Origin of the sequence: Actinoallomurus sp. CA-150999, assembly GCF_050942425.1 — a bacterium.
Lineage (GTDB): Bacteria > Actinomycetota > Actinomycetes > Streptosporangiales > Streptosporangiaceae > Actinoallomurus.
The window spans coordinates 9690264-9714698 of record NZ_CP192063.1; the positions used below are offsets into that span (position 1 = coordinate 9690264).

Genomic DNA, 24435 nt, shown 5'->3' on the forward strand with positions numbered 1-24435 from the left:
CTTCCGTCAGTGAGCCTGGCTCAGGAGGTGTAAATGAAGGGCGCGACCAGACCGATGAGGGCGAGCGCCTCGGAGAACGCGAAGCCCAGCAGCATGTTGGTCCGGATCACGCCGGTCAGCTCCGGCTGGCGGGCGATCGCGTTGACGCCCTGACCGAAGACGATGCCGACGCCGATGCCCGGGCCGATCGCCGACAGGCCGTACCCGATCGACTTGAGGCCGGGGTTGATGTTTCCGTCGAAGGCAGCGGCGAGGATGTTCGACATTCCTTTTCCTTTTCGATCGGCCGGCGGTACGCCCGCCGGTCATGTCCTGGGGTAGTGGGGTTCAGTCTCAGTGGTCGGCGTGCAGGCCGGCGCTGATGTAGAACGCGGCCAGCAGCGTGAAGACGTAGGCCTGCACCGCCTGGATGAACAGCTCGAAGGCGGTCATGGCGATCGTGAGCACCACGCCGAGGATGCCGACCCCGAAGCCGGCGGGCGTGACCTTCTCCCACAGGAAGTGGAAGCCGACGGTCGCGAACAGTGCGATCAGGATGTGACCCGCGAACATGTTGGCGAACAGCCGGACCGCGTGGGTGAAGGGCCGGATGAAGAAGACCGACACGAACTCGATCGGGATGACGATGAGGTACAGCGCCGCAGGCAGATCCGGTGGCATCGTGGAGTTCTTCAGCAGGCCGAAGAAGCCCTGGTTCTTGACGCCGACGACCCAGAAGGTCAGGTAGATCAGCACGGCGAGGACCATCGGAAACGCGATCCGAGAGTTCACCGGGAACTGGGCGAACGGGATGACCGACATCAGGTTGCCGATCCAGACGAAGAAGAAAAGGGGCACCAGCAGGCGCATCCACTTCTCGGCGTCCTTACCGAGGAACGGCCGGCCCATCTCGTCGCGGACGAAGATGTACGCCACCTCGCCGAGGTTCTGAACGCCGCGGGGGACGATCTTCGGCTTGGCGAACGCCGCCCAGAAGAAGGCGACGACGACCACCATCACGAGGAGGCTGAGCACCATCGGCTTCGCGACGGCGACCGAACCGATGTGGAAGAGGGGCTTCCACTGGAAGAGCCAGAGCCCAGGGGCTTCGAAGTCCTTGGCGAGGACGTGCGGCGCACTCACCCGGCGTTCCTTTCGCAGTCGTAGCTCATCAAGGCGGCAACCTTGCTGTCGTCTCGGTGGGCTACGGCTCCGCTGGACGCACTCAGCGTCCGTAGCGGGCGTAGACCAGGTAGCCAGCGAAGACCAGACCGAACACCAGCCCGATGGGGAACAACGCTGACAGGTGCAGCCAGCGAGCGAGCAACCAGCCCGCTCCGCCATAGACCAGCATCCCAGCCACGATGGTGGCAGGTGCGGCCGACACGTCGTTGGCGAACTTGCGGTTCTCCGCTTCGCTGGGCTGACGCCCATTCCCGGTCATCGCGTCTCGGACGATAGCAGGCCACCTCCCGCATAGTCATATTGGAGTAGTCCATTGTCATCATCCGCCCGACTTCTCCTGGTCGCGCGACCGGGGGGCGGTTTCCGTATAGGGCGTCTTCGCGTTGATCGTGGCGTTCGTCTCGGCGGCGAGCCAGACGAGCGTGAGGGCGAGGACGGTCCAGCCGAAGGCGTGCGCGTTCCAGGCGGTCACGCCCTTGAACGCCGCGATCAGGGCGAACACGGCGATGAACTTGATCAGGAAGCTGATCAGACCCGCCATCATCATCAGCTGCTGGGAAATTTTCGTGACATAGCTGACGACAAGCACCCCGAGGGTGAAGAATACGAGAACAACCGCGACACCGATCGCGGAGCCGAGGGCTCCCTTCGCCCCGGCGAGCGCCAGGCCGGCGAGGATGGCCACCAACCCGACGATGCCAGTCGGGATCGCGGCGCCACGGAGGATCCGGGCGTCGTTGGAGTGCATGAGTGCTCCAAGGTGTTCACGGTGGGTGTTCGGTTGCCCGTTCGTGAAAGCTATCACAAGCTTCTCACAGGTTGGAATTACCTGCCAAGTAACGGTAAAGTCCGCAGGTCAGGCGGCCTGCCGAGGTCGCTTGTCCGAGGGGGTCTGGGTCGTACGATGCCGCCTCCCATGCGGCCTCAGTTGTGGGAACGCCATCACGACGAGCGCCGCGATCGCCACGACACTCGCGGCGGCCAGCACCACCAGCGGTGACTTGGCCGCGGACAGCGCGACCACCCCGAAGGAGAACAGCGCCGTCCAGAGGTACATCACCAGCGCGGCGCCCCGGTGCGAGTGACCGAGGTTGAGCAGCCGGTGGTGCAGGTGCTTCTTGTCCGGCGCGAACGGCGACCGCCCGCCGTACGTCCGGCGGACCACCGCCATCAGCATGTCGGCGTACGGCACCACCAGGATCGCGACCGGCAGCAGCGGCAGGATCGTCGGGAACCGATTGATCGACCCCTTCAGCGCCGCCGGGTCGAAGCCGGACACGGTGATCATCGACGTGGCCAGCAGCAGCCCGATCAGCATGGACCCGGTGTCGCCCATGAAGATCCGTGCCGGGCTGAAGTTGTGCGGAAGGAACCCGACGCACATCCCGGTGAGAATCGCCGCGATCAGCGCCGGTGCGCTCTGGTGGTCCAGGTGCGCCACGACCGTGACCAGGTAGGCGTACACGAAGAAGGCCATCGCCGAGACGCCCACGATGCCGGCGGCCAGACCGTCGAGCCCGTCGATGAAGTTCACCGCGTTGATGGTCGCGACCACGATGAGGATCGTCAGCGGCACGCCGTACGACGGCGGCAGCGCGAGCGTCTTGCCGGGCAGCGGGATCCACAGGAGCTGGACGCCGTTCATGATGAGCAGCCCGGCCGCCGCGACCTGACCGGCCATCTTGGTCAGCGCGTCGATCTCCCACCGGTCGTCGGCCATGCCCACGACGACCAGCAGCCCGCCGGCCGACAGCAGACCGATCCACGTGGAGTTCTCGGTGAACACCTTGTGGAGGTGGGGCAGGCGGGAGGCCATCAACATGGCCGCGCACAGCCCGAAGAACATCGAGAGGCCGCCCATCCGCGGCGTGGGGATGGCGTGCACGTCCCGGTCACGCACCGGTGTCATCGCCTTGAAGGCGATCGCGAACTTCCGCACCAGGGGGACGAGGAGGTAGGTGACGATCGACGCCGTCAAGAACGTGAGGATGTACTCCCGCACCGCCCACCTCCCTTCACCGTCGCCGAGCCTGCCGTGCGGGACACAACTCTATTGCGGATCAGGGAGCGGCGAGGGTCACTCGCCCCCTCACGGTGTCAACGGAACCCCCGCGTCGCCCAGTGTTCACCCACGACTGAAAGAGACAATGCCGTCCTTCTAGGACTGCTACCGTCCATGATCGTCAACCCCCCCGTACGCAACACGGAGGATCAGTGCGTCGCATTGCGACTCATCTCGCCGCAGGGGCCGCCGCGGCCACCGCGGCCGTCGCCCTCCTGGCGGCACCGGCCACCGCCGCGACACCGTCGAGCGGTGACCACCCCCTTCGAGGCGCTCGGCCGCTCGTCACGATCGAGGCCCTGAAGCACCACAAATGGAAGACCAGCGGCTCGTCCGGTGTCGCGGGCGCGGCCGCCCAGGGCACCTGGGCGCGCTACACGTCGAAGGGCAAGAAGAGGGTCACGCTCTACATCAAGCTCAGGGACACCACGCCGAAGGACAAGCTGAAGCCCGCCCTCGGGATCAAGATTCCGGGTCAGCGCGAGTACTTCGTGTTCCTCGACCCGGGTGTCAACGTCGGCGCGGGCACGATGACCTTCACCGCCACCAGCGTAAAGGTGCGCGAGGCGGTCGGGACGCCGATGTCGTCCACCTACTTCAAGCCGTCCAAGCTCGGCAAGAAGTTCAAGAAGCTCTTCTGACCCAAAACCGGTCAAAGCGGAAGGGCCTCGCGGCGCGGCGGGTCCTTCCGCTTTCAGGTATGCGCCGACCGGCCGCCCCAGTCGGTGGACCCCTGCGCTCCACTCTTAGAGTCCTGCGGACTCGCCACGGTTCCGTCCTTTTGCGGCCAATAAGCCGACATATAAAAGTTAAAGATGATCTTCTCGGAACTGATACGGTCCTTGATCGTTCATCCCGTATCGATCACGGAGGATCAATGCGTCGTATCGCGACTCTTGTCGCAACGGGGGCCGTCGCAGCGGCTGCGGCCGTTACTCTCACCATCTCGCCCGCCAGCGCCGCCACCAACGGCTTCGGGGGCGTCAGCGACACCGGCGTCGGCGCGGCGGACGTGTCCGCCACGGCCACGCACGGGTGGAAGACCCACTACTCGAAGCCGGCCGGCGTCTCCGGCAAGGGCTACTACTCGGTCTCGAAGAGCAGGCACGTGACCGTGTGGGGCAAGGTCACGGACAAGCGCTCGGGCAAGTACTACGCCTGTGTCCGATTCAGGGCGTTCGCCAGGTCCGGCGGATACACCACCCTGACGATCCGTAACCCCGTACACAACTCGACGGGGACCTTCGGGAAGTTCACGAGCAACTTCGCCGTCTCGCACCTGTGGGTCGCCAAGTGCGACATCACCAAGACCGGTAAGGCTCCGCACTCCACCGGAAGCTGGTTCCACCGGTTCTGAGAGTGACTGACTGAACGAGGGTCCCGCACGTCAGCGGGACCCTCGTTTTGCGTTCTACACCATTCGCCCAAGGATGGGTAAATGTGACAGGATGCTAAGATCGCCATCTGTCCCGCGAAAGCGATCCTGGAGGGATCAATGCGGCGAATCGCGACGGCGACCCTCGCAGCCGGCATCGTCATCACGGCGTTCTCCCTGACCGTGAAACCGGCGGATGCCTCGGTCGGCTTCTGGCGGACGGTGGGACTGTCCGGTGTCGACGCCTACGGCTTCTACAACACCGAGGCGACGAAGGTAACGCTGAACTTCGACCTCAAGGACACGAAGAAGGACGGCTACAGCGCCGCCCTCCGCTTCACCTTCACCGGCACCAAGAAACAGAAGGACGACGTCCGGGTCGTCGCACTCCAGGGCGACCGCCTCCAGGACAAGTGGCAGACGGTGACGTCCACCCGCCTCAAGCACCTGTACATCCAGGAGTGCCGGGGCACCTGGAAGAAGAGCAAGTTCACTATCAAGAAGTGCGCCGGCTGGCGGCAGCACTACTGATCCCCCTCCGCCTCGACGACTCCATGACCCCGTGGACGAACTGAAGACCATCAGATCGACCGGCCTGCCGACCTTCCTACGGCGCTGGTACGGACCTCCCGATCAGGATGCCATCGAGATCGACGAGGCGATCTCGATGCCCGACCCGTTGAGAGCCTGGTATCACCTGACGAGCCAGTGGTCCACCCCCATGAGCAGGCACAATCGTTTCTCGTCGCTGGACGGTCTTAGCCATGATGGTGGAATGTTGATCTTCTGGCACGAGAACCAGGGAGCGGCATCCTGGGCCACGGAGGCCGCGGGAAGCGACCCACTCGTGTACGAAAGCGAAGTCGATGAAGACGGCGACTGGGAGTCGACCGGCTTCACGTTGACGAAGTTCCTGCTCTACGTCGCCGTCTCGGAAGCAGTCCACGGCAACCCGCAGGTCGCCGTGAACTTCGATCTCAGCAGGCAGGAGTACGAGGGCCTAGAGTCGCACTTCTGTTCGCTGGACGATCCTGTATGGAACTATCCGAACCCCAACTGGCGCTATATGGCCGCAGAGAACCTGGTGGCCGAAGGTGGAAGTGAGTCGCCGGTCTACGACGAACCTGAGCGCTATTGGATCATGGTGTCAACCAACGACCCTAAAGCCCTCCGCCGTCTCCCCCAGCACCTACTCGAGTAGACAGGGCAGTGCCTCGCTCTCAGCAGCTTCTACGGAGACGAAACTTTTCTCGGGCTAGTAGAAGGCGCTGAACGCGATAAGGCGTACCCCGGCGAGAAGAATGTAACGATACAACCGCGATGCGCCGCCGCCCGCCGTGGGAGGGAGTCTGCCCGCCGACGCGAACCTTCGCCGAGCATCCTGCGCGCCGAGCGCCAAACCAGCGCCAGACTTGCGACGAACCCCACCTGATTCGGTCAACCAAGCAGGTAGGCGGCGAGTTCCTTGGCGGTCATCTCGTCGAATCGTCTCAGGGCCACGGCGAGGAAGCAGAGTTGGTCGGTGTCGGCGGTCGCCACGCAGACCTGACCACCGGCCCACCGCCACAGCGGCAGCCCGCCGGTGTCCAGCGCCGATGACCATTCCTGTGGCGGCGTCGGCAGGTCGGCGTCGGTTCGCTGCCGCCGCTGCAGGCTCATCCGTGCGGCGGCCGGGTACTTGCGGACGAGGAAGTCCAGCCGCAGCAACTCGCGCGCCTCGGACGCCGGGTGTGCCGCCAGCGAGTCGACGAGCGCGCGGAGCGCCGGAAGTGACCGCATGAGTCGTTCTTCGGGCGTCATCGTCACATTCCCATCCGCAGCGGCACGCAGACGACCTTACTGATCGAGTGGATCAGCTCCTCGATGTCGTCGACGGCGAGAAGCTGGGAGGAGTCGTTGAGCCGCGCGATCGGGACGCCCCAGGACCAGTGCCAGCGGGGATGATTCTGTTCATCGGGTTTGCAGATGATCCTCTCGCTGAGGTGATTGCTCGCCCCGTGGATGAAGATCTCCGCCCCGTACTGCTCGGCGTTCAGCCCCGCCGCCTGGCATTCCTGGGTCAGCCACTTCGCGTACGCGTAAATGTCTTCCGTTGTGTACGGTTCCACGACTTATTCCCTTTTAATCGCCCGCCGATTCCCGATGACCAGGCTCACACGCTGAGTTACTTTCGAGCCACAGACAGGCAACACCTCGTGTCACCCCTGGCCTCTCGGAAGGACTCGCCATGACGAACGGCGCGCTTACTCGAGACCCCCTCATCCGAGCGTTCGGTGCGGTGCTACGCGGCCACCGCGAAGCGGCGAAGCTGTCACGCCCGGCACTGGCCGCGGCGCTGGGCTGCACACCCCAGTGGATCGAAAAGCTCGAGACCGGCCTCCGCGCACCGTCAGAGGCGACTTCCGAAGACCTCGACACCTACTTCAAGACCCCAGAGACCTTCCACCGCATGTGGCTCGAGGTCCGCCGCGCCGGCAAACACGCCGAACTGCCTCCCGGCTTCTCCGGCTTCGTCGAACTGGAGGCCAAGGCGACCATCATGTACATCTTCGAGAACATGGTCATTACAGGGCCCTTCCAGACTCCGGGATACGCTCACGAAGTGCTCAAGGTCGGCCGTAAAGGGGAGGTGACCGAGCAGCTCGTCACGACGCGTCTGGAGCGTCAACAGATCCTCGCCCGAGAAGATCCTCCAGAAATCATTCTGATCATGGACGAGTCGGCGCTTCACCGGTCGATCGGCGACCAGAAGACCTGCAAGGAGCAGATCGGCCGCTTGATCGAACTCGCCCAGCGGCCCAATGTCACGATCCAAATCGTGCCGAGCAGGACTGGCACATACGCCGGTCTACCTGGAGCGTTCACCCTCCTGAGCTTCGAGGACAGCCCGGATCTCGTCTACGTCGGGGGTCATCTGGAAGACCGGGTGATCGATCAACCCGACAAGGTTCGAGGCCATGAACTACGCTTCAACCTGATCAGGGGTGCGGCCATGTCCGCAGATGAGTCCCTGAAGCTGCTCCGCACGGCTTGGGAGAGCCTATGAAGACGCTGGACCCGTCGGACACCTCATGGCGCAAGAGCAGCCGCAGTACCGACACGGGCGGGCAGTGCGTCGAGGTCGCCGCCATGCCTCCGATGGTCACCGCTCGCGTCGCCGTTCCGTCGACAAACGTGTAGCCCACGCCCGGGGTACTCCGCCGCGATGATCAGGGGCAATGCAGGGCATCAGCAGGAGAGCTGGCTGGTGTCTATAGCAAAGGGTGTCGGAATCTGCATTGCGGTATGCGGTGGGATTTCCGGTCTTTGCACGATCATGATCAGCGTTGGAGCCGAGCCCAGGCCACCGGGATCATCGCTGATCGACGAGCGTGTCATCGTCCGCGCCGGCGTCGGTATCCTGATCGCGCTCCTGGCGGCAGCCGGTCTGATATGTGCATTCGGCAGGGGACAGCGGTCGACACGAGTCAGGCTCGGCGGGCTGCTTGCCGTAGATATGATCTTCGTTATCGGTGTGGTGCTCTTTCGCGTGTTCGCGACATGACCACCACCGTGGTCTGTAGAGATATCTGTTCAGTCGAGCGGTGCGCGCATATCTGACTTTGGGGCAGAAGCGACCCGCCGGATCGGATGACGCAGGACACTACTGCGGCACCGCCGGCCGCCCTCCCGGGATTCCGGAAGGGCGGGGGCGTCAGCGATCGGTGGGCGGCGTGTCGTTCTCGACGCTGGTACGACTCGTCGGTCCAGGGGTCTTCTCTTGCTCCTCGGCCGCCGCAGAACGTCCGTCCTGGTCGGCATCCGTACGCTCTGGTGAGCCGGAGGTCTTCACATCCGCCTCGGCCGTCGGCGAATGCCCGTTCTGCGAGCCCTCAGCGGCCTTCGCGGCGTCTGTGGAGTCGTCGCCGGTCGGCGGCGTGTCCTTCTCGGCGGCCGTACGACCCGGTGAGTCAGCCGCCTGCGGTTCGGCCTCGGCGCTGGCGGAACGCGCCTCCTGCGCATCCTCAGCATTCTTCTCGGCGCTCTCAGGGGCCGCGGCGTCTGCCGGCTCGGGTTCCGCGTCGTCCTCGTCGCTCAGCAGGACGCCGCAGACCTCGCGGAGGCGCTCCTCAGAAATGGCGCCCGCGCGCAGCAGGCGCGGCACGGCGCCCGTCAGGTCGACGATCGACGACGGCATGGCGTCGCCGCTCGGGCCGTCGTCCAGGTAGACCTCGACCGAGTCGCCCAGCTGGGTCTCCGCCTCCTCGGCCGTGCGGGCCGGGGCGGCGCCGGACCGGTTGGCGCTGCTGACGGCCATCGGGCCGGTCTCCTTCAGCAGCTCCAGGGTGAGCCCGTGCAGCGGCATTCGGATCGCGACGGTGCCCTTGGTCTCGCCGAGGTCCCACGCGAGGGTGGTGTTGGCGCGACACACGATCGTCAGGGCGCCGGGCCAGAACTCGTCGATCAGGTCCTGGCCGTACGTGCCGAGGTCGTCGACCAGGGCCTGCGCGGCGCGCACCGATCCGACCAGGACGGGGGCGGGCATGTCGCGGCCGCGGCCCTTGGCATCGAGGAGGCCGGTCACCGCCGAGGGCGTGAACGCGTCGGCGCCGATGCCGTACACCGTGTCGGTGGGCAGCACCACCAGCTCACCTCGGCGGACCACCGAGACGGCGTCCGCGATCCCTTTCGTCCGCTCCAGCGGGTCCGAGCAGTCGTATCGTCGGCTCACGCCCGCCATTCTTCCACCGCCGCACCCCTGCCCGGGCACGGATCACGGGTCAGTCCGTCCCGAGGCGGGCGGTGACGAAGCGGTCGCGGCCGGTGAGGTCCTTGTGGTTGCGGACGTCGCGCCAGCCGAGCTCCTCGGCGAAGATCCAGTAGACGGGATGGCCCTGGAGGTCGCTGTGCTCGACCGCGCTCCAGCCGCCCGCGCGCAGCAGCCGCCGGGCGGTGTGCTCGACGATGCGCATGGCGTCGAGGCCGTCGTCTCCCCCGCCCCACAGGGCCGCCGCCGGGTCGAAGTCGCGGACGTCCTCCGGGACGTACTCCCACTCTGACATGGGGATGTACGGCGGGTTGCTCACGACCAGGTCGACCTTGCCGTCGAGTTCGTGCAGCGCGTCGCCGAAGTCGCCGAGGTGCAGTTGGACGCGGCCGCGCTCGTCTAGGTCCTCGACGTTGCGGGCGGCGTGGACGTAGGCCTTCGGGTCCTTCTCGACCGCGTGGACGCGGGCACGGGGAACCTCCTGGGCGATGGACAGGGCGATCGCGGCCGAGCCGGTGCCGAGGTCGACGACGAGGGGGTCGCCGACGTCCATCTTGTGGAGCGTGTCGATGGCCCAGCCCGCCATGACCTCGGTCTCCGGGCGGGGGACGAAGACGCCCGGTCCGACCTTCAGCTCGAGGTAGCGGAAGAACGCCCGGCCGGTGATGTGCTGGAGGGGCTCGCCCGCCTCACGCCGCGCGATGCCCTCCCAGAACCGCGCGTCGAAGGCGGAGTCCGGCACGGTGTGCAGCTCGGCACGTTTGACGCCGTGCACGAAGGCCGCCAGCTCCTCGGCGTCGGCACGCGGGGACGGAATCCCCGCGGCGGCCAGGCGTGCCGTCGCGCGGGCGATCTCGTCGGACAGCAAGTGGGTCATGTGGCTTCGGCGAGTCTTTGCTCCATGTCGGCGTCGACGAGGGCCTGGGTGACGTTGTGCAGGTCCCCGTCGAGTACCTGGTCGAGGTTATATGCCTTGTAGCCCACGCGGTGGTCGGAGATGCGATTCTCCGGAAAGTTGTAGGTGCGAACCCGCTCGGAACGGTCGACTGTGCGCACCTGGCTCTTGCGCTCGGCCGACGCGGCGGCCTCGGCCTCCTCCTGGGCGACGGTGAGCATCCGGGCGCGCAGGATGCGCATCGCCTGCTCCTTGTTCTGGAGCTGGCTCTTCTCGTTCTGGCAGGACACGACGATGCCGGTGGGAATGTGGGTGATCCGGACGGCCGAGTCGGTGGTGTTGACGCTCTGGCCGCCGGGGCCGCTGGAGCGGAACACGTCGATGCGCAGGTCGTTCGGGTCGATCTGGACGTCGATGTCCTCGGCCTCGGGCATGACGAACACGCCCGCGGCGCTGGTGTGGATGCGGCCCTGCGACTCGGTGGCGGGGACGCGCTGGACGCGGTGCACGCCGCCCTCGTACTTCAGGCGCGCCCAGACGCCGTCCTCGGACCCGCGGGACTTCACCGCCACGGTGACGTCCTTGTAACCGCCGAGGTCGGAGTGCTGGGCGTCGATGATCTCGGTCTTCCAGCCGGCGCGCTCGGCGTAGCGGAGATACATCCGCAGCAGATCGCCGGCGAACAGCGCGGACTCCTCGCCGCCCTCGCCGGCCTTGATCTCGAGGATGATGTCCTTGTCGTCGTTGGGGTCCCGCGGCACGAGCAGCCGCCGCAGCGTCTCCTCGAGCTCGGCGATGCGCTTGTCGAGGTCGGCCGCCTCCTGCTCGAAGGCGGGGTCCTCGGCGGCCAGTTCGCGGGCGGCGGCCGCGTCGTCCTGGGCGGCCCGCAGGTCACGGCCGGTCTCGACGATCGGGCGCAGCTCGGCGTACCGCTTGCCCAGACGGCGGGCCGCGGCCTGGTCGGCGTGCACCGACGGGTCGGCGAGGCGCTTTTCGATGTCGGCGTATTCGCCGATCAGATCGTCGAGATTCACGTCAGGTCCTCGGGTTGGCGTAGTCGGTCGCAGACAGCCGTAACGCCGGCCGGAAGTATGCGTCTCCGGCCGGCGCAGCGGTCTGGCCTACTTCTTGTTGCCGCCCGCGGCCTTCTTGCCGAAGCGCTTCTCGAAGCGCGCCACGCGACCACCAGTGTCGAGGATCTTCTGCTTGCCCGTGTAGAACGGGTGGCAGCTCGAGCACACGTCGGCGTGGATCACGCCGTTCTGCGCGGTGCTACGGGTCTGGAAGGTGTTCCCGCACGTGCACGTCACGGTCGTGACGACGTAGTCCGGGTGGATCTCAGGCTTCACTACTTCTCCTCGCTTCAGGCGGTCGCCGGGTCATCCCAGAGGGAATTCAGGGATGTGAACCGGTACCACAGCGCGTACCAGTGTGCCAGAGATGACAACATGCCGAGGCCACCGGGCATTCCCTCAGCGCAGCGGGGCGCCGACGTCCTGTAGGTGGCCGAGCGCGTGGGTGTACGACTCGATCAGGCCCTCCTCGGTGTACGCGAGGCCGAGGCGCGCGCAGTGCTCCCGTACGAGGGGCTGCGCGGTGCGCAGGTTCGGGCGCGGCATGCTGGGGAACAGGTGGTGTTCGATCTGGTAGTTCAGCCCGCCCAGGAACCAGTCGGTGAGGAGGCCGCCGCGGACGTTCCGGGAGGTGAGGACCTGCTTGCGAAGGTGGTCCCAGCACTCGTCCGGGCCCGGCATCGGCATGCCCTTGTGGTTCGGGGCGAACGAGCAGCCGAGGTGGACGCCGAGCACCGCCTGGTGGACGAAGATGAACGCGACCGCCTTGCCCGGCGACATCACGCTGAACACGAGGCCGAGGTAGCCGACGAAGTGCAGGGCCAGCAGCACCATCTCGAGGAGCGCCATTTTCCGCTGCCGTGCCCCGCACCGGCCGCGCGCCGCCGCGATGACGGACTGGACGCTGGAGACCTTGAGGTTGAACCCTTCGAGGAGCAGCAGCGGGAAGAACATCCGTCCCTGGTTGCGGGTGAGCCATCGGATGAAGGCTCCGCGCCGGTCCGCGGCCTGCTCGGCCGTCCAGACCAGCACGCCGACGCCGACGTCGGGGTCCTTGTCGACGTGGTTGGGGTTGGCGTGGTGCCGGTTGTGCTTGTCGGTCCACCAGCCGTAGCCGAGACCGAGGCCGAGGTTGCCGATCAGCAGGCCCATGAGCTTGTTCACACGGCGGGTGCCGGCGATCTGCCCGTGACCGGCGTCGTGCCCGACGAAGTACAGGCGGGTGGTGAGGATGGCGGCGGGCACGGCCAGCGCGAGCTGCCACCAGGAGTCGCCGACAAGGACGATCAGGGCGAACGACGCGCCGTACAACAGCAGGTCGAGCCCCACCGTGAAGGTGTAGCGCCGGATGCGCCGGTCCAGCAGACCGGCGGCGCGCACCTCCTGGATCAACGGCGCGAAGTCGCCCCTGGGCATGGTGGCGGTCTCGGGCATGCGGGAGTCTCCTCGCGTTCGTGGGGTTCGTACAGTACTGACTGTCACGACACGCTATGAACCCACCAACGCCGCTCCCAGCCGGTGAGCACCCTATGAGGCCGGAGGTATGCCCCCGGTAAAGAGTGGTGCTGGCACCACCATTGCCCGGTCCACAGGCCTAGTGACCGGAACGTCTCCCCCCGGCACGCTCGACGGTGAATGATGAGGGTTGCTCGGGAGGGAACATGAAGATCGGTGCCGCCGTGCTCGCGGTCGTACGGGGGTTCGCACTGGCGTTGCTGGCGATGCTCGGCTCGCTGGTGTTGTTCGTGTTCTTCGTCGTGTCGTTCGCGCTGTCGATCCCCGGCCTCGGGATCTTCCTGGTTCCGGTGGTGACCGCCGCCGTACGGGGTTATGCGAACCTGCGGCGGCGACTGGCGTACGACTGGTTCGGCGTGGAGATCAAGTCGCCGTACAAGCCCAAGCCGCGCTTCCGCCGCGGGCCGATCGGCGTCGTGCAGCGGTACCGCTGGATCGTGTCCGACCCGGCGACCTGGCGGGACGTGCTGTGGCTGATCGTGGACGCGACGGCCGGCTTCGCGATGGGGATCTTCGCCTTCGCCCTTCCGTGGTACGGCCCGTACGGCTGGGTGCTCGCGGCCGGCGTCTGGAAGCCGATCGCCCACGCGGGCGGCGGCGACTGGTACACCTTCATCCACGTCGTGAACCAGGACACCGCGAACAAGGCGGCCCTGCTCGGCGTCGTGTACTGCGCGATCGGACTGCTGCTCGCCCCACAGGTCATGCGCGCGAGCTCCGTCCTCGCACGTGGGCTGCTCGCGCCGACGCGGGAACGGGAGCTGGAGCTGCGGGTCGCGCACCTGACCGAGACCCGCTCCGACGCCCTCGACACGCAGGCGGCCGAGCTGCGGCGGATCGAGCGCGATCTGCACGACGGCGCGCAGGCGCGGCTGGTCGCCATGGGCATGAGCCTGGGCGCCATCGAGCACCTGATGGAGCGCGACCCGGAGAAGGCTCGCAGGCTGCTGGCGGAGGCGCGCGAGTCGTCTTCCAAGGCCCTCACCGAGCTGCGAGACCTGGTGCGGGGCATCCATCCCCCGGTGCTGGCCGAGCGCGGTCTCGGCGACGCCGTGCGCGCACTGGCCATGGCGAGCCCGCTGCATACCGAGGTCACGGTGGAGCTCCCGGGCCGACTCGAGGCGCCGGTGGAGTCCGCCGCGTACTTCGCCGTCTCCGAGGTGCTCACCAACGCTGCCAAGCACTCCGGCGCCCAGCGCGTCTGGATCGACATACGGCACGAGGCCGACCGGCTGCGGATAGTGATCACCGATGACGGCCAGGGCGGCGCGGACCTGTCCGGCGGCACGGGACTGCGCGGAATCGAGCGGCGGCTCGGTACATTCGACGGTGTCCTCGCCCTCAACAGTCCCGTGGGCGGCCCGACGATGGTCACGATGGAGTTGCCGTGCGTCCTGTCCTCCCCCTGACCTCGATCCGCCGAGAGGGAATGTGATGCGGGTCGTCATCGCGGAGGACCTGTTCCTCCTGCGCGACGGCCTGATCCGGATGCTCGAGGCGTACGGCTTCGAGATCGCCGCGGCCGTCGACAACGGACCGGAGCTGACCCGGGCCCTGGTGTCGATCAAGCCCGACGTGGCCGTGGTCGACGTGCGCCTGCCGCCGTCCTTCACCGACGAGGGACTGCAGGCGGCGCTGTACGCCCGGCAGAAGGTCCCGGGCCTGCCCGTGCTCGTCCTGTCCCAGCACGTCGAGCAGCTGTACGCGCGGGAGCTCCTCGCCGACGGCAGCGGCGGCGTCGGCTACCTGCTCAAGGACCGGGTGTTCGACGCCGACCAGTTCGTCGACGCCGTACGCCGGGTGGCAGCGGGCGGCACCGCGATGGATCCGCAGGTGATCTCCCAGCTGCTCGCCCGCAACTCGCGGAACCAGCCGCTCGGCGGGCTGACGCCCCGCGAGCGCGAGGTGCTGGAGCTGATGGCCGAGGGCCGGTCCAACGCGGCGATCGCCCAGCGCCTCGTCGTCACCGAGCGGGCCGTCGCCAAGCACACGTCGAACATCTTCGCCAAGCTGGACCTGGTGCCCTCCGACGACGACAACCGGCGCGTCCTCGCCGTGCTGGCCTTCCTGGGCGACTCCTGAGCGAGGTCGTCCGGCCCGGCTCAGCGACGCCGCAGCTCCGCGCACTTGGCGGCGAACTCCTCAGCCGTGAGCAGTCCCTCCTCACGGAGCCGGATCAGGTCGCCCAGTCTGTCGGCCATGCCGCCGATGCGGATCGCCCAGGCGCGGACCTCGTCTTTGCCGACGGCCGTGCGCTGTCCAGGGTGGCGTACCTCGTCGGGCCACACCGGCGTTCCGGCGAGGTACGCGTGGATGGCCGCCTCGAGCCGCTCGCCGTCGGCCAAGGCCCCCGCGTACTTGGCGCTCACCTCCGCCTCGGTCAGCAGCCCGTTCTTGTGCGCGTCGGCGAGCTGGGAGATCCGGGCGGTGACCTCGGTTAGCCCGCGGACCCATTCGCGAATCTCGGGAATCCCGATCTCCGGCCTCGCCGCGTACGGGCCGCCCGGACCCGCCGACCCCGCCGCGTACGAACCTCCCGGGCCCGCCGCTCCCCGACCGGTCGGCTCCAGCGCGTACAAATCTCCCGGACCCGCCGCTCCCGGACCGGCCGGTGCCGGCCGTACGGGCGAGCCGGAGAGGATGGTGCCGATCGCCGTCTCGAACCGCTCACCGCCGTGCAGCCGGAAGACCAGGTCCTGTCGGTCGTGCCCGAGCTCCAGGTGCAGGTCCTCGCCGTCCCGGCGGTTCCAGTCGAAGTGCTCCACGCCTGCGACCTCGGTGAGCGGAACCCGCCGCAGCCCGCCGGGCCCGGCGAACACCAGCGCACGTCCGGTCAGCGCGAGCAGGCCGCTCTCGCCGGCGAACAGCGCCGATTCCAGCTCATAGACCTGATCACCGTGCTCGAACCCGGCGGCGAGCAGACGGACCTGGTGTGCGTCGGGCCGGGCGCCGGCCCGCGAACGGGACAGCGCCGCGGCGACGTCCGGCCGCCGCAGGACGTCGTCCGGCGAGACGCCGGCGGGTGCCGGAATCCGCTCCGGCGGGCACTGCCGCATGGCGTCGATGGCGTACCTGAACCGTTCGGGCTCGCGCAGCCAGGTGAACTCGATCGTGTCGTAGTCGTTGTCCTCGACGGTCAGCTTGCCCGGCCGGCCGTCATAGTCGCTGTCGCAGCCGACGTAGTCGATGTCGGTGAAGGCGAGCGCGTTGACGCCGCGCTCTTGGTCCGAGAAGACGATGCGCCGGTCGGTGAGCGCCAGCAGCCCCGGTCTGCCGCCCCACCGTCCGGGTTCGACCTCCTTGACGGGCTCGCCTCCGTCGAGAGCGCCGAGCAGCGCGGCCAGCTCGCGCTGGAACGGGTTCATGTCGCTCGACGTCCGGCTCAGGGCGGCCTCGACGTCGGGCCGATGTGCCGGCCCCTGCGGCGGCACAGGGGGCGTGGGAGCCATCGGGAGCGCCGACGCGGGTGCCGCGGCGTGGGCGGGTGACGGCGCGGCCGGCTCCTGTGGTCCGTAGGTGCCGAACCGGAGGGCACGGAAGGTCTGCTGGAAGCGGACCGGGTTGTAGATGCCGTGGAAGGGCAGCTCGTCGCCGTCCTCGGCGGCGATCCACACCAGGTTCCCCTCGTGTGTCTCGTTCCAGGTCGCGCGGACGTCGGCGAACTCGTGCAGCGGGACCGCCGTGTGGCCGCCGAGGTCGTCGTCGGGGCCGAAGCTGAGCAGGTGCCGGTCGGTGAGGAAGAAGACGAGGACGCGCCGGCCCACGGCCAGCTCGATCTCCCGCACCGTCTCGCCGGGTTCCAGGGCCGCCGACAGCGCCGCCAGCTCACGCACCATGGCGCGGACGCGCGCGCCGGCCCGGGCCAGCGCCTCGCCGATGTCCGGGCGCAGGCCGGCGGCGTGCAGCAGTTCGGGGTCGGGGGCGCGGGTCACGCCCTGCAGCGCCCGGGTCACCTGCAGCGTGAACTCCAGCGCCGCCGGGTCGTTGTTGTGCAGCACCGCGTCGACGTCCAGGGCGGGGTCGGGGGCGGACGCGGCGGCCGCGCCGGCGAGCCGGACGCGTACGTAGCCGACACCGCCGTTCGCCTCGACGAGTTCGACCTGGTCGATGGCGGGCAGCGGGATCTTGCGGCTCATGCCCTGGCTGGTCACGAGCACGCCGGCGCCGTCGAACTCGGCCCGTCCGTGCAGCCCGTGCAGGACGACGCCGGCGCCACCGGGCCGCCCGGGGCCGGACAGCCCGTGCGGAAGGCCGCCCTCGACCGGCGGGGCGGTCATCTCCAGGCGCCGGCTGCGCAGCGCGGTCGCGACGCCCGCGGCGAACAGGAGCGCGTCGGCGCGCTCGGCCGCGAAGGACAGGCAGCGCTCACGGTCGGGAACGACGTCGTACTGCTCGCCGACGGCGCGGAACCAGAGGAGGTCGCCTCCCCTGCCCCGGCCCGGCACCACGGTGACCGCGTCGAGGGCCGCCAGCGGGATGGTCCGGCCCTCGCCGCCCGTCCTCCAGGTCAGCCGGACGTTCTGACCGTCGAAGTGACCGCTGCCGTCGTGGGTCTCGACCGCCGCCGGCCAGCGCGCCTCGATCATGAACTCGCTCGCGGCGGCCTGGGCCGTACCCGTGGACAGGACGGCCGCGTGCAACGCCTCCGCGAGCCGTCGCGCGTCCGCCTCGCTCTCCGGCGGGAACTCGACGAAAAAGGGGTGGTCGTCGGCCGAGATCATCGCTCCGGCCACCGCGTAGAACGGGTCCGCGCCCTCCCGCAGGAGGAGCGTCAGCCGTCCCTCCCGCCGCCGGCCCGGAGGCATCACCTGGACGCCGGCCAGCGCGGTCACCGGAAAGGCAAGCCATCCCAGCCGACGGCGCAGCCAGCCGCCGGAGGAGGGTGAAAAGTTCATGCGGCACTGCCGCCCATCGAACGCCAGCTCGGCGTCGATCCCCCGCAACCCCGTAGTCACATAGCGGACATTAGCAACATCAGCGACATTTCACCGCAGCGCCCGCATGTTTCGCGTGCAATCGCACCGGCCGTCCGGATCAGCTCTCTCCGAGGTAGGCGAGCACGGCCTTCACGCGGCGGTGGGTGGTGTCGGTGTGCTGCAGGTCGAGCTTGAGGAAGATGTTGGAGATGTGCTTCTCGACCGCGCCGTCGGTGACGTAGAGCCGCCGGGCCACCGCGGCGTTCGACAGGCCCTCCGCCATCAGGCCGAGCACCTCCCGCTCGCGCGGCGTCAGCGACTCCAGGCGGTCGCCCCGGCGCCGCCGCCCCAGCAATTGCGCGATCACCTCGGAATCGATGACCGTGCCGCCGTCCGCGACCCGGCGTACGGCGTCGATGAACTCCGCCAGGTCCGCGACCCGCTCCTTCAGGAGATAGCCGACGCCCTCCGCGCCGTCGCCGATGAGGTCCGTCGCGTAGCGCTCCTCGACGTACTGCGAGAAGACCAGGATCGGCGTGCCCGGCACCCGCTTCCGCGCCTCGAGCGCCGCCCGCAGGCCCTCGTCGGTGAACGACGGCGGCATCCGGACGTCGACGATGGCGAGGTCGGGACGGTGCTCCTCGACGATCCCGACCAGCCCTGGGCCGTCACCGGCCGTCGCGACCGTCTCGATGTCCTCGTCGGCGAGCAGGCGGATCAGCCCCTCGCGCAGCATTACCGCGTCTTCAGCGATCACCACCCGCACGGGTTCAGCGTACGGGAAAACGAGCGTGCCGGGCCCCGACCGCTCAGCCGCCGGGTACGACGCTCGGCCTCACCCGGTCACCAGACGCAGGGCAGGTCCGCGCGGATCACCGTCGGTCCGCCGGCGGGACTGTTCACCGTCAGGATCCCGTCGATGCCGGCGGCGCGGTCCGCCAGGCCGGCGAGCCCACCGCCGGGCGCGGCGGTCGCCCCGCCGACGCCGTTGTCGGAGACCTCGACGACGACCCAGTTCTGGTCGCGGGTGATGCGCACGTACGCCTGCGTCGCGCGGGCGTACTTCGCCGTGTTGGTGAGCGCCTCGGAGACGATGAAGTACGCGATGCTCTCGACGGCCGCGGGCGGCCTGGTCGGCAGGTCGATCTCCACCTCGACGGGGACCTGGGTGCGGGCCGCGACCGCGGAGATCGCGGCGTCCAGCCCACGGTCGGTGAGGATCGCCGGATAGATGCCCCGCGCAAGGTTGCGCAGCTCGGCGATGGCCTCCTTGGCGCCCGCATGCGCCTGCTGGATCAGTTCCTGAGCGGCCACCGGGTCGGTCTCCAGCTTGGCGCGGGCGCGGCCGAGGTCCATGGCGACGGCCAGCAGCTGCTGCTGAGCGCCGTCGTGCAGGTCCCGCTCGATCCGGCGGCGCTCGGCCTCGGCGGCGTCCACCCCGCGCGCCCGGCTGGCCTGCAGCTGCGCCGTACGGGCCCGCAGCGCCTGGGTCTCGTTCGGTCCGAGGAGGTACCGGGCGATGGCCCCGTGCGCCGCGCCGACGGCCCGGACGGCGTACATCGCGACGAGGGCGACCGTCAGCCCCACCGGCACCGCCGGCAGGGTCGTGATCGGATTGTCCAGCCAGATCTCGTGGGATCCGACCGTGATGTACGGGTACCCGCCGTGGTCCGCGAGGATCCAGGCGGGCATCGTGATCAGCGACAGCGCCGTCGTCCACAGGACCATCGACATGACGAACTCGGCCAGGCCGATCGGGAAGGCCAGGAACAGGTAGACCAGGTCCTTCCAGGTCGCCGGGTCGGCGGCCATCGCCTTCCACTTGCGCAGCAGGCCGCCCTCCGGCAACGCGCGGTACGGGCTCGGAATCCGCACGCCGAAGGCGAGGTACGCGAGCCGCCGCTCCAGCATGGCCGCGCCGCGCCAGAGGATCATGGTCAGGGCGAGACCGACGAAGCCCACCCAGATCACGACGGTCCCGGTCGAGACCGACAGGAGCACGACGAGGCCCACGAAGTAGGCCAGCCCCAACGGGAAGTGGAGGAGCAGGTAGGCGGCCGACCGCCAGGTCAGCGAGTCCTTCACGACCCGCACTGGACCGAATCGCCGCGACGACGACGTATCGACGGTGCCGTTCACCGGGATCCCTCCTGCCGACTGTGCGTACGGGTCAAGCCTCCTGAACGGCGGGGCGTCCCGCCATGGAGCATTCCAGCCTTCGGCGGGTAGGGCTATCCCCACCCTGGACACGACGACGCCCCGGAGGGTGGGCCTCCGGGGCGTCGGTCTGCCGCGCGTCAGTCGTTCAGCGTGGTCTTCTGGACCTGCAGCAGGAACTCGGCGTTCGACTTGGTCTCCTTCATCTTCTCGATGAGGAGCTCCAGCGCCTGCTGGGTGTCGAGGGCGTGCAGCACCCGGCGGAGCTGCCAGACGATCCGCAGCTCCTCCGGAGCCAGCAGGATCTCTTCCTTACGGGTGCTGGAGGCGTCGACGTCGATCGCCGGGAACACGCGCTTGTCGGCGAGCTCGCGGCGGAGGCGGACCTCCATGTTGCCGGTGCCCTTGAACTCCTCGAAGATGACCTCGTCCATCCGCGAGCCGGTCTCGATCAGCGCGGTGGCCAGGATCGTCAGCGAGCCGCCGTTCTCGATGTTGCGGGCGGCGCCGAAGAACCGCTTCGGCGGGTACAGCGCCGTGGAGTCCACACCACCGGACAGGATCCGGCCGCTGGCCGGGGCCGCGAGGTTGTAGGCGCGGCCGAGGCGGGTGATCGAGTCGAGCAGCACGACGACGTCGTGGCCCAGCTCGACGAGCCGCTTGGCCCGCTCGATCGCCAGCTCGGCGACCATCGTGTGGTCGTCTGCGGGGCGGTCGAAGGTCGAGTGGATGACCTCGCCCTTCACCGACCGCTGCATGTCGGTGACCTCTTCCGGCCGCTCGTCGACGAGGACGACCATGAGGTGGCACTCGGGGTTGTTCTTGGTGATCGCGTTGGCGATCGCCTGCAGCACCATCGTCTTACCGGCCTTCGGCGGCGAGACGATCAGACCGCGCTGGCCCTTGCCGATGGGGCTGACCAGGTCGATGATCCGCGTGGTGAGCTGGCCCGGCTCGCTCTCGAGGCGCAGCCGCTCCTGCGGGTACAGCGGGGTCAGCTTGGAGAAGTCGACGCGGCCCTTGGCCTGCTCCGGCTCCATTCCGTTGACGGTGTCGAGGCGGACGAGCGCGTTGAACTTCTCCCGGCGCTCGCCCTCGCGGGGCTGGCGCACGGCACCGGTGATCACGTCGCCCTTGCGCAGGCCGTTCTTGCGGACCTGAGCGAGGGAGACGTACACGTCCTGCGGGCCGGGCAGGTAGCCGGTGGTCCGCACGAACGCGTAGTTGTCCCGGATGTCGAGGATGCCGGAGACCGGGATGAGGACGTCGTCCTCGCTGATCGTGGGCTCGGAGTCACCGAAACGCTCACGGCCACCACGGCCGCGGTTGCGCTCGCGGAACCGGCCGCGCCGACGCCGGCCGCCGCCGTCCTCGTCGTCGGAGTCGTTCTGCTGACGCTGGTTCGGGCCGCGCTGCCCGCGGTCGTCGCCACGCTGGCCGCGGTTGTCGTCCCGCTGGCCGCGGTCGTCGCCACGCTGGCCCCGGTTGTCGTCCCGCGCCGCGCGGTTGTCCTCGCGCTGGCCCCGGTTGTCGTCCCGCGCCGCGCGGTTGTCCTCGCGCTGGCCCCGGTTGTCGTCCCGCTGGCCGCGATTGTCGTCGCGCTGGCGGTTGTCGTCGCGCTGGCCGCGGCCTTCATCGCGCTGGCCCTGGCCGTCGCGGTTGCGGTTGCCGCGCTGGCGCTGACGCTGCTGGCCGCCCTCGCGGCCGGCGTTGTCCCGCGCCGCGGCGTCGCCGACCGGGTCGGCCTCGACCTTGATCTCCTGCTGTTCCTGCTGCGCGGCCGCAGGCGCCTCTTCGCGCCGGGCGGAGCGCTCGCGCTGTGGCTTCCGCTCCGCAGCGGGGGCGGTGGGGGCCGCGGTGGTGTCCTGCGCGGCGGGGGTCTCGCCGTCGCTCTTGGCGGCGGGCGCCGGGTCACCGCCTCCGGCGTTCTGCGCCTGCCGCTCTTGGATGGCGGCGATGAGCTGGCTCTTCCGCATTCCGCCCGTACCGCTGATCCCGAGGCTCGAGGCCAGCGCCTTCAGCTCAGGCAGCACCATCGCCGACAGGCCCGTGCCCGAGCGGCGGCGCCGCGGAGCAGCCTTCTCGGCGGGCGCGGCGTCACTTGCCGTCGCCGCTGCTGCGTCCGAGAGGAGTTCGGTGGATTCGCTCACTAAGGGTCCTTCCCAGGGAGCGGGTGTGGCCGCCGTCGGCCAGGCAACCCGGTCGTGCGAACCGGCGGGGGCGCCGGATCAGTCGAGCTCTGCAGATCTCCATGTGATCGCCGCAGAGTTTCGGCCACATCCAGATGATGGGGGCAGGTTCTCGAGAGAGATCCCCGATCCCGATACGTCCGTAGTTTTGATTGAACGCTGAACAACGAGCGGTTTCGTTGCCGGGGAACCACATCCGCATCACACGGCCGACGTAAGCCGGAGTGGCTGACGAGCCCACGCCCCCGAGCGGGGCATCTGGTGCGGCACTTAGCCTAACATCACCTGGGCACACTGCTATTCCCCGGAGACTCGCGTTTCCTGATCGATCGGCTGAACGCATGCGCCGTGGGGGTCAACGTTCAGCGGGTGTATGTGCCACGAAGTACCCACTTCCGAGGCGATCGAATCTCCCTCGCCATCGGAGACGAACGCAAGGACGGTCGGCCCGGCTCCCGAGATCACCGCAGGCACGCCGCGGGCGCGCAGCCGGTCCACCAGCGCGGCCGACTCCGGCATGGCCGGGGCGCGGTACGCCTGGTGCAGCCGGTCCTCGGTGGCGTCCAGCAGGAGCTCTGGGCGGCCGGTGAGCGCGGCGATCAGGAGCGCGGCACGACCGGAGTTGGCTGCGGCGTCCGCGTGCGGCACGCTCTCCGGGAGCAGGCCGCGAGCGCGCTCGGTGGCGAGCCGGTGCTCGGGCACGAACGCCACCGGCCGTACGCCCGCCACGACGTCCAGCCTGGCCGTACGGGGCCCGGCAGCGGTGTTCCACGCGATGGTCAGCCCGCCCATGAGACACGGCGCGACGTTGTCCGGGTGGCCCTCGATCCGCGTGGCCAGGGCCAGGACGTCCGCGTCGGTGAACCGCGCGCCCTCCGGGTGCAGGGCGCGGGCGGCGAGGATGCCGACGACCGTCGCCGCCGAGGATGATCCGAGGCCGCGCGCGTGCGGGATGCGGTTGACGCAGCGGATCCGCAGCCCGTGCGGCGGCGCCCCGCCGATGAGGGCGTACGCCTCCCGGAACGTACGGACGATGAGGTGCTGTTCGCCGCGTTTGGCGGTCTCCTCGCCCTCACCCGTGACGTCGATCCAGAGGCCGGAGTCGGTCCGTTCGACCTCGACGTCGTCGTACAGGGTGAGTGCCAGGCCCAGGGCGTCGAAGCCGGGACCGAGGTTCGCGCTGGTCGCGGGTGCCCGCACACGCACTGCCACGGGCGGGACGGCCCGCGCCGTCAAGCGAGCTCCAGCGCGGACGCGGCCGCGTGCGCGTCGACCGGGACCGTGATGGGCGCGGGCGCGCCCGAGATGGCCCAGTCGGGGTCCTTGAGACCGTTTCCGGTGACCGTGCAGACGACGCGCTCCCCCGGCCGTACGAGACCCTCGTCGCGGGCCTGCAGCAGCCCGGCGACACTCGCCGCCGACGCCGGCTCCACGAACACGCCCTCCTCGCGGGCGAGCAGGCGGTAGGCGGCCAGGATCTGCCGGTCGGTGACGGCCTCGATCGCTCCCCCGGACTCGTCGCGCGCCTTGAGCGCGAGGTCCCAGGAGGCGGGGTTGCCGATGCGGATCGCCGTCGCGATCGTCTGCGGCGACGCGACCGGCTCCCCGCGAACGATCGGCGCGGCGCCGGCCGCCTGGAAGCCCAGCATGCGCGGACGCGCGTCGGACTCGCGGTAGCCCATCCAGTACGCACTGATGTTTCCGGCGTTGCCGACGGGAAGGCAGTGCACGTCCGGGGCCTCGCCGAGCGCGTCGATGATCTCGAAGGCGGCGGTCTTCTGGCCGTGCAGCCGGAACTTGTTCACCGAGTTGACCAGCGCCACCGGATAGTCGACGGCGAGCTTGCGGGCGAGCTCGAGGCAGTCGTCGAAGTTACCGTCGATCTGCAGCAGCTTGGCGCCGTGCACCAGCGCCTGCGCGAGCTTGCCCATCGCGATCTTGCCGCGCGGCACGAGCACCGCACAGACCATCCCGGCGCGCACGGCGTACGCGGCGGCCGACGCGGAGGTGTTACCGGTCGAGGCGCAGATGACCGCCTTGGCGCCTTCCTCGGCGGCCTTGCTGATCGCCATCGTCATGCCCCGGTCCTTGAACGAACCGGTCGGGTTGGCACCCTCGACCTTGAGGTACACGTCGCAGCCGGTGAGCTGCGACACCCGCGTCGCGGGGAGCAGGGGCGTGCCACCCTCCAGAAGGGTGACGACCGGCGTCCCGGCCGTCACGGGGAGCCGATCGCGATACTCCTCTATGACGCCACGCCATGCCCTACTCACGAATTCCTCCTGACCTGCGCTGTCGTCCAGCGAGTCTACGGGCCGAGGACCGTGCGTCTCGACGCCATT

General features: G+C 68.9%; 26 protein-coding genes and 1 pseudogene. 9 read left to right on the forward strand and 18 right to left on the reverse strand.

What is annotated here, in order from left to right; genetic code table 11:
• Nucleotides 1-20: 20 nt before the first annotated feature.
• The 5 genes from atpE to ACQP2O_RS44620 all read right to left on the reverse strand — a co-directional run bounded on the left by atpE (nt 21) and on the right by ACQP2O_RS44620 (nt 3166).
• Nucleotides 21-266, reverse strand: a complete 246-nt coding sequence (atpE, locus tag ACQP2O_RS44600; protein ID WP_433175389.1) for an ATP synthase F0 subunit C — start codon at nt 264-266, stop codon at nt 21-23.
• A gap of 67 nt (nt 267-333) precedes the next feature.
• Entirely contained in the window at nt 334-1122 is a 789-nt protein-coding gene (atpB, locus tag ACQP2O_RS44605; protein ID WP_433175390.1) for a F0F1 ATP synthase subunit A, read from the reverse strand.
• A gap of 82 nt (nt 1123-1204) precedes the next feature.
• Nucleotides 1205-1423 carry a hypothetical protein gene (locus tag ACQP2O_RS44610; protein ID WP_252778877.1) on the reverse strand — a complete coding sequence of 73 codons (219 nt, stop codon included), beginning with the start codon at nt 1421-1423 and terminating at the stop codon, nt 1205-1207.
• A 60-nt stretch (nt 1424-1483) separates the two neighbouring features.
• Nucleotides 1484-1912 (reverse strand): hypothetical protein, encoded by a 429-nt coding sequence (locus tag ACQP2O_RS44615; RefSeq protein ID WP_433175391.1) that lies wholly within the window; start codon nt 1910-1912, stop codon nt 1484-1486.
• Nucleotides 1913-2020: 108 nt separating this feature from the next.
• Nucleotides 2021-3166, reverse strand: a complete 1146-nt coding sequence (locus ACQP2O_RS44620; RefSeq protein ID WP_433175392.1) for a glycosyltransferase family 4 protein — start codon at nt 3164-3166, stop codon at nt 2021-2023.
• Between the two features lie 212 nt (nt 3167-3378).
• On the opposite strand from ACQP2O_RS44620, the gene ACQP2O_RS44625 reads away from it, so the two are divergent.
• From ACQP2O_RS44625 to ACQP2O_RS44640, 4 genes are all read left to right on the forward strand, one after another.
• Entirely contained in the window at nt 3379-3867 is a 489-nt protein-coding gene (locus tag ACQP2O_RS44625; RefSeq protein ID WP_433175393.1) for a hypothetical protein, read from the forward strand.
• A 236-nt stretch (nt 3868-4103) separates the two neighbouring features.
• Entirely contained in the window at nt 4104-4583 is a 480-nt protein-coding gene (locus ACQP2O_RS44630; RefSeq protein ID WP_433175394.1) for a hypothetical protein, read from the forward strand.
• A 138-nt stretch (nt 4584-4721) separates the two neighbouring features.
• The gene (locus ACQP2O_RS44635; protein ID WP_433175395.1) at nt 4722-5132 is read left to right on the forward strand and encodes a hypothetical protein; all 411 of its coding nucleotides are present in this window, start codon (nt 4722-4724) and stop codon (nt 5130-5132) included.
• Between the two features lie 31 nt (nt 5133-5163).
• Complete coding sequence (locus ACQP2O_RS44640; RefSeq protein WP_433175396.1) at nt 5164-5802, forward strand: hypothetical protein; 639 nt, start codon at nt 5164-5166, stop codon at nt 5800-5802.
• 236 nt (nt 5803-6038) lie between these two features.
• Here the strand turns inward: ACQP2O_RS44640 and ACQP2O_RS44645 are convergent, their stop codons facing one another.
• Both ACQP2O_RS44645 and ACQP2O_RS44650 read right to left on the reverse strand, forming a co-directional pair.
• Entirely contained in the window at nt 6039-6380 is a 342-nt protein-coding gene (locus tag ACQP2O_RS44645) for a hypothetical protein (protein ID WP_433175397.1), read from the reverse strand.
• A 23-nt stretch (nt 6381-6403) separates the two neighbouring features.
• Nucleotides 6404-6709 carry a hypothetical protein gene (locus tag ACQP2O_RS44650; RefSeq protein ID WP_433175398.1) on the reverse strand — a complete coding sequence of 102 codons (306 nt, stop codon included), beginning with the start codon at nt 6707-6709 and terminating at the stop codon, nt 6404-6406.
• A gap of 119 nt (nt 6710-6828) precedes the next feature.
• Here ACQP2O_RS44650 and ACQP2O_RS44655 point away from each other — a divergent pair, with 119 nt between their 5' ends.
• From ACQP2O_RS44655 to ACQP2O_RS44665, 3 genes are read left to right on the forward strand one after another with little or no spacing between them, the layout of a single operon-like run.
• Complete coding sequence (locus ACQP2O_RS44655; protein ID WP_433175400.1) at nt 6829-7647, forward strand: helix-turn-helix domain-containing protein; 819 nt, start codon at nt 6829-6831, stop codon at nt 7645-7647.
• Complete coding sequence (locus ACQP2O_RS44660) at nt 7644-7781, forward strand: DUF397 domain-containing protein (protein ID WP_433175402.1); 138 nt, start codon at nt 7644-7646, stop codon at nt 7779-7781. Before ACQP2O_RS44655 ends, ACQP2O_RS44660 begins: the two co-directional genes overlap by 4 nt.
• Before the next feature lie 25 nt (nt 7782-7806).
• Complete coding sequence (locus ACQP2O_RS44665) at nt 7807-8145, forward strand: hypothetical protein (protein WP_433175403.1); 339 nt, start codon at nt 7807-7809, stop codon at nt 8143-8145.
• Between the two features lie 399 nt (nt 8146-8544).
• Here ACQP2O_RS44665 and ACQP2O_RS44670 read toward each other — a convergent pair.
• From ACQP2O_RS44670 to ACQP2O_RS44690, 5 genes and pseudogenes are all read right to left on the reverse strand, one after another.
• Nucleotides 8545-9312, reverse strand: a pseudogene (locus tag ACQP2O_RS44670) (L-threonylcarbamoyladenylate synthase); the annotation flags it as partial.
• 49 nt (nt 9313-9361) lie between these two features.
• Nucleotides 9362-10225 carry a peptide chain release factor N(5)-glutamine methyltransferase gene (gene prmC / locus ACQP2O_RS44675; RefSeq protein WP_433175404.1) on the reverse strand — a complete coding sequence of 288 codons (864 nt, stop codon included), beginning with the start codon at nt 10223-10225 and terminating at the stop codon, nt 9362-9364.
• The gene (gene prfA, locus ACQP2O_RS44680) at nt 10222-11277 is read right to left on the reverse strand and encodes a peptide chain release factor 1 (protein ID WP_433175405.1); all 1056 of its coding nucleotides are present in this window, start codon (nt 11275-11277) and stop codon (nt 10222-10224) included. Before prfA ends, prmC begins: the two co-directional genes overlap by 4 nt.
• A gap of 87 nt (nt 11278-11364) precedes the next feature.
• Entirely contained in the window at nt 11365-11592 is a 228-nt protein-coding gene (rpmE, locus tag ACQP2O_RS44685; RefSeq protein ID WP_345360043.1) for a 50S ribosomal protein L31, read from the reverse strand.
• Between the two features lie 123 nt (nt 11593-11715).
• Complete coding sequence (locus ACQP2O_RS44690) at nt 11716-12750, reverse strand: fatty acid desaturase family protein (RefSeq protein WP_433175406.1); 1035 nt, start codon at nt 12748-12750, stop codon at nt 11716-11718.
• Nucleotides 12751-12977: 227 nt separating this feature from the next.
• Here ACQP2O_RS44690 and ACQP2O_RS44695 point away from each other — a divergent pair, with 227 nt between their 5' ends.
• Both ACQP2O_RS44695 and ACQP2O_RS44700 read left to right on the forward strand, forming a co-directional pair.
• Nucleotides 12978-14240 (forward strand): sensor histidine kinase, encoded by a 1263-nt coding sequence (locus ACQP2O_RS44695; RefSeq protein ID WP_433175407.1) that lies wholly within the window; start codon nt 12978-12980, stop codon nt 14238-14240.
• Between the two features lie 25 nt (nt 14241-14265).
• Entirely contained in the window at nt 14266-14913 is a 648-nt protein-coding gene (locus ACQP2O_RS44700; protein ID WP_433175409.1) for a LuxR C-terminal-related transcriptional regulator, read from the forward strand.
• A 20-nt stretch (nt 14914-14933) separates the two neighbouring features.
• On the opposite strand, the gene ACQP2O_RS44705 is transcribed toward ACQP2O_RS44700, so the two are convergent.
• The 6 genes from ACQP2O_RS44705 to thrC form a co-directional block, all read right to left on the reverse strand.
• Complete coding sequence (locus ACQP2O_RS44705; RefSeq protein WP_433175410.1) at nt 14934-17786, reverse strand: DUF4429 domain-containing protein; 2853 nt, start codon at nt 17784-17786, stop codon at nt 14934-14936.
• 79 nt (nt 17787-17865) lie between these two features.
• A complete protein-coding gene (locus ACQP2O_RS44710) occupies nt 17866-18513 on the reverse strand; it encodes a response regulator transcription factor (RefSeq protein ID WP_433175411.1) in 648 nt (215 codons plus the stop codon).
• A gap of 77 nt (nt 18514-18590) precedes the next feature.
• On the reverse strand, nt 18591-19832 hold the full coding sequence (locus tag ACQP2O_RS44715) for a sensor histidine kinase (RefSeq protein ID WP_433175412.1): 1242 nt from the start codon (nt 19830-19832) through the stop codon (nt 18591-18593).
• A 212-nt stretch (nt 19833-20044) separates the two neighbouring features.
• The gene (gene rho, locus ACQP2O_RS44720; RefSeq protein ID WP_433175413.1) at nt 20045-22054 is read right to left on the reverse strand and encodes a transcription termination factor Rho; all 2010 of its coding nucleotides are present in this window, start codon (nt 22052-22054) and stop codon (nt 20045-20047) included.
• Between the two features lie 336 nt (nt 22055-22390).
• A complete protein-coding gene (gene thrB, locus ACQP2O_RS44725; protein WP_433175414.1) occupies nt 22391-23305 on the reverse strand; it encodes a homoserine kinase in 915 nt (304 codons plus the stop codon).
• Between the two features lie 20 nt (nt 23306-23325).
• On the reverse strand, nt 23326-24366 hold the full coding sequence (gene thrC / locus ACQP2O_RS44730; RefSeq protein WP_433175415.1) for a threonine synthase: 1041 nt from the start codon (nt 24364-24366) through the stop codon (nt 23326-23328).
• Nucleotides 24367-24435: the final 69 nt, after the last annotated feature.

Excerpts from the sequence above, each read along its gene's own strand:
- ACQP2O_RS44655 (WP_433175400.1), top strand. The coding sequence starts at position 6,829 with ATGACGAACGGCGCGCTTACTCGAGACCCCCTCATCCGAGCGTTCGGT.
- ACQP2O_RS44695 (WP_433175407.1), top strand. The coding sequence starts at position 12,978 with ATGAAGATCGGTGCCGCCGTGCTCGCGGTCGTACGGGGGTTCGCACTG.
- ACQP2O_RS44665 (WP_433175403.1), top strand. The coding sequence starts at position 7,807 with ATGATCAGGGGCAATGCAGGGCATCAGCAGGAGAGCTGGCTGGTGTCT.
- ACQP2O_RS44615 (WP_433175391.1), bottom strand. The coding sequence starts at position 1,912 with ATGCACTCCAACGACGCCCGGATCCTCCGTGGCGCCGCGATCCCGACT.
- atpE (WP_433175389.1), bottom strand. The coding sequence starts at position 266 with ATGTCGAACATCCTCGCCGCTGCCTTCGACGGAAACATCAACCCCGGC.
- ACQP2O_RS44635 (WP_433175395.1), top strand. The coding sequence starts at position 4,722 with ATGCGGCGAATCGCGACGGCGACCCTCGCAGCCGGCATCGTCATCACG.
- ACQP2O_RS44690 (WP_433175406.1), bottom strand. The coding sequence starts at position 12,750 with ATGCCCGAGACCGCCACCATGCCCAGGGGCGACTTCGCGCCGTTGATC.
- prmC (WP_433175404.1), bottom strand. The coding sequence starts at position 10,225 with ATGACCCACTTGCTGTCCGACGAGATCGCCCGCGCGACGGCACGCCTG.
- ACQP2O_RS44630 (WP_433175394.1), top strand. The coding sequence starts at position 4,104 with ATGCGTCGTATCGCGACTCTTGTCGCAACGGGGGCCGTCGCAGCGGCT.
- ACQP2O_RS44610 (WP_252778877.1), bottom strand. The coding sequence starts at position 1,423 with ATGACCGGGAATGGGCGTCAGCCCAGCGAAGCGGAGAACCGCAAGTTC.
- ACQP2O_RS44645 (WP_433175397.1), bottom strand. The coding sequence starts at position 6,380 with ATGCGGTCACTTCCGGCGCTCCGCGCGCTCGTCGACTCGCTGGCGGCA.
- ACQP2O_RS44700 (WP_433175409.1), top strand. The coding sequence starts at position 14,266 with ATGCGGGTCGTCATCGCGGAGGACCTGTTCCTCCTGCGCGACGGCCTG.
- ACQP2O_RS44660 (WP_433175402.1), top strand. The coding sequence starts at position 7,644 with ATGAAGACGCTGGACCCGTCGGACACCTCATGGCGCAAGAGCAGCCGC.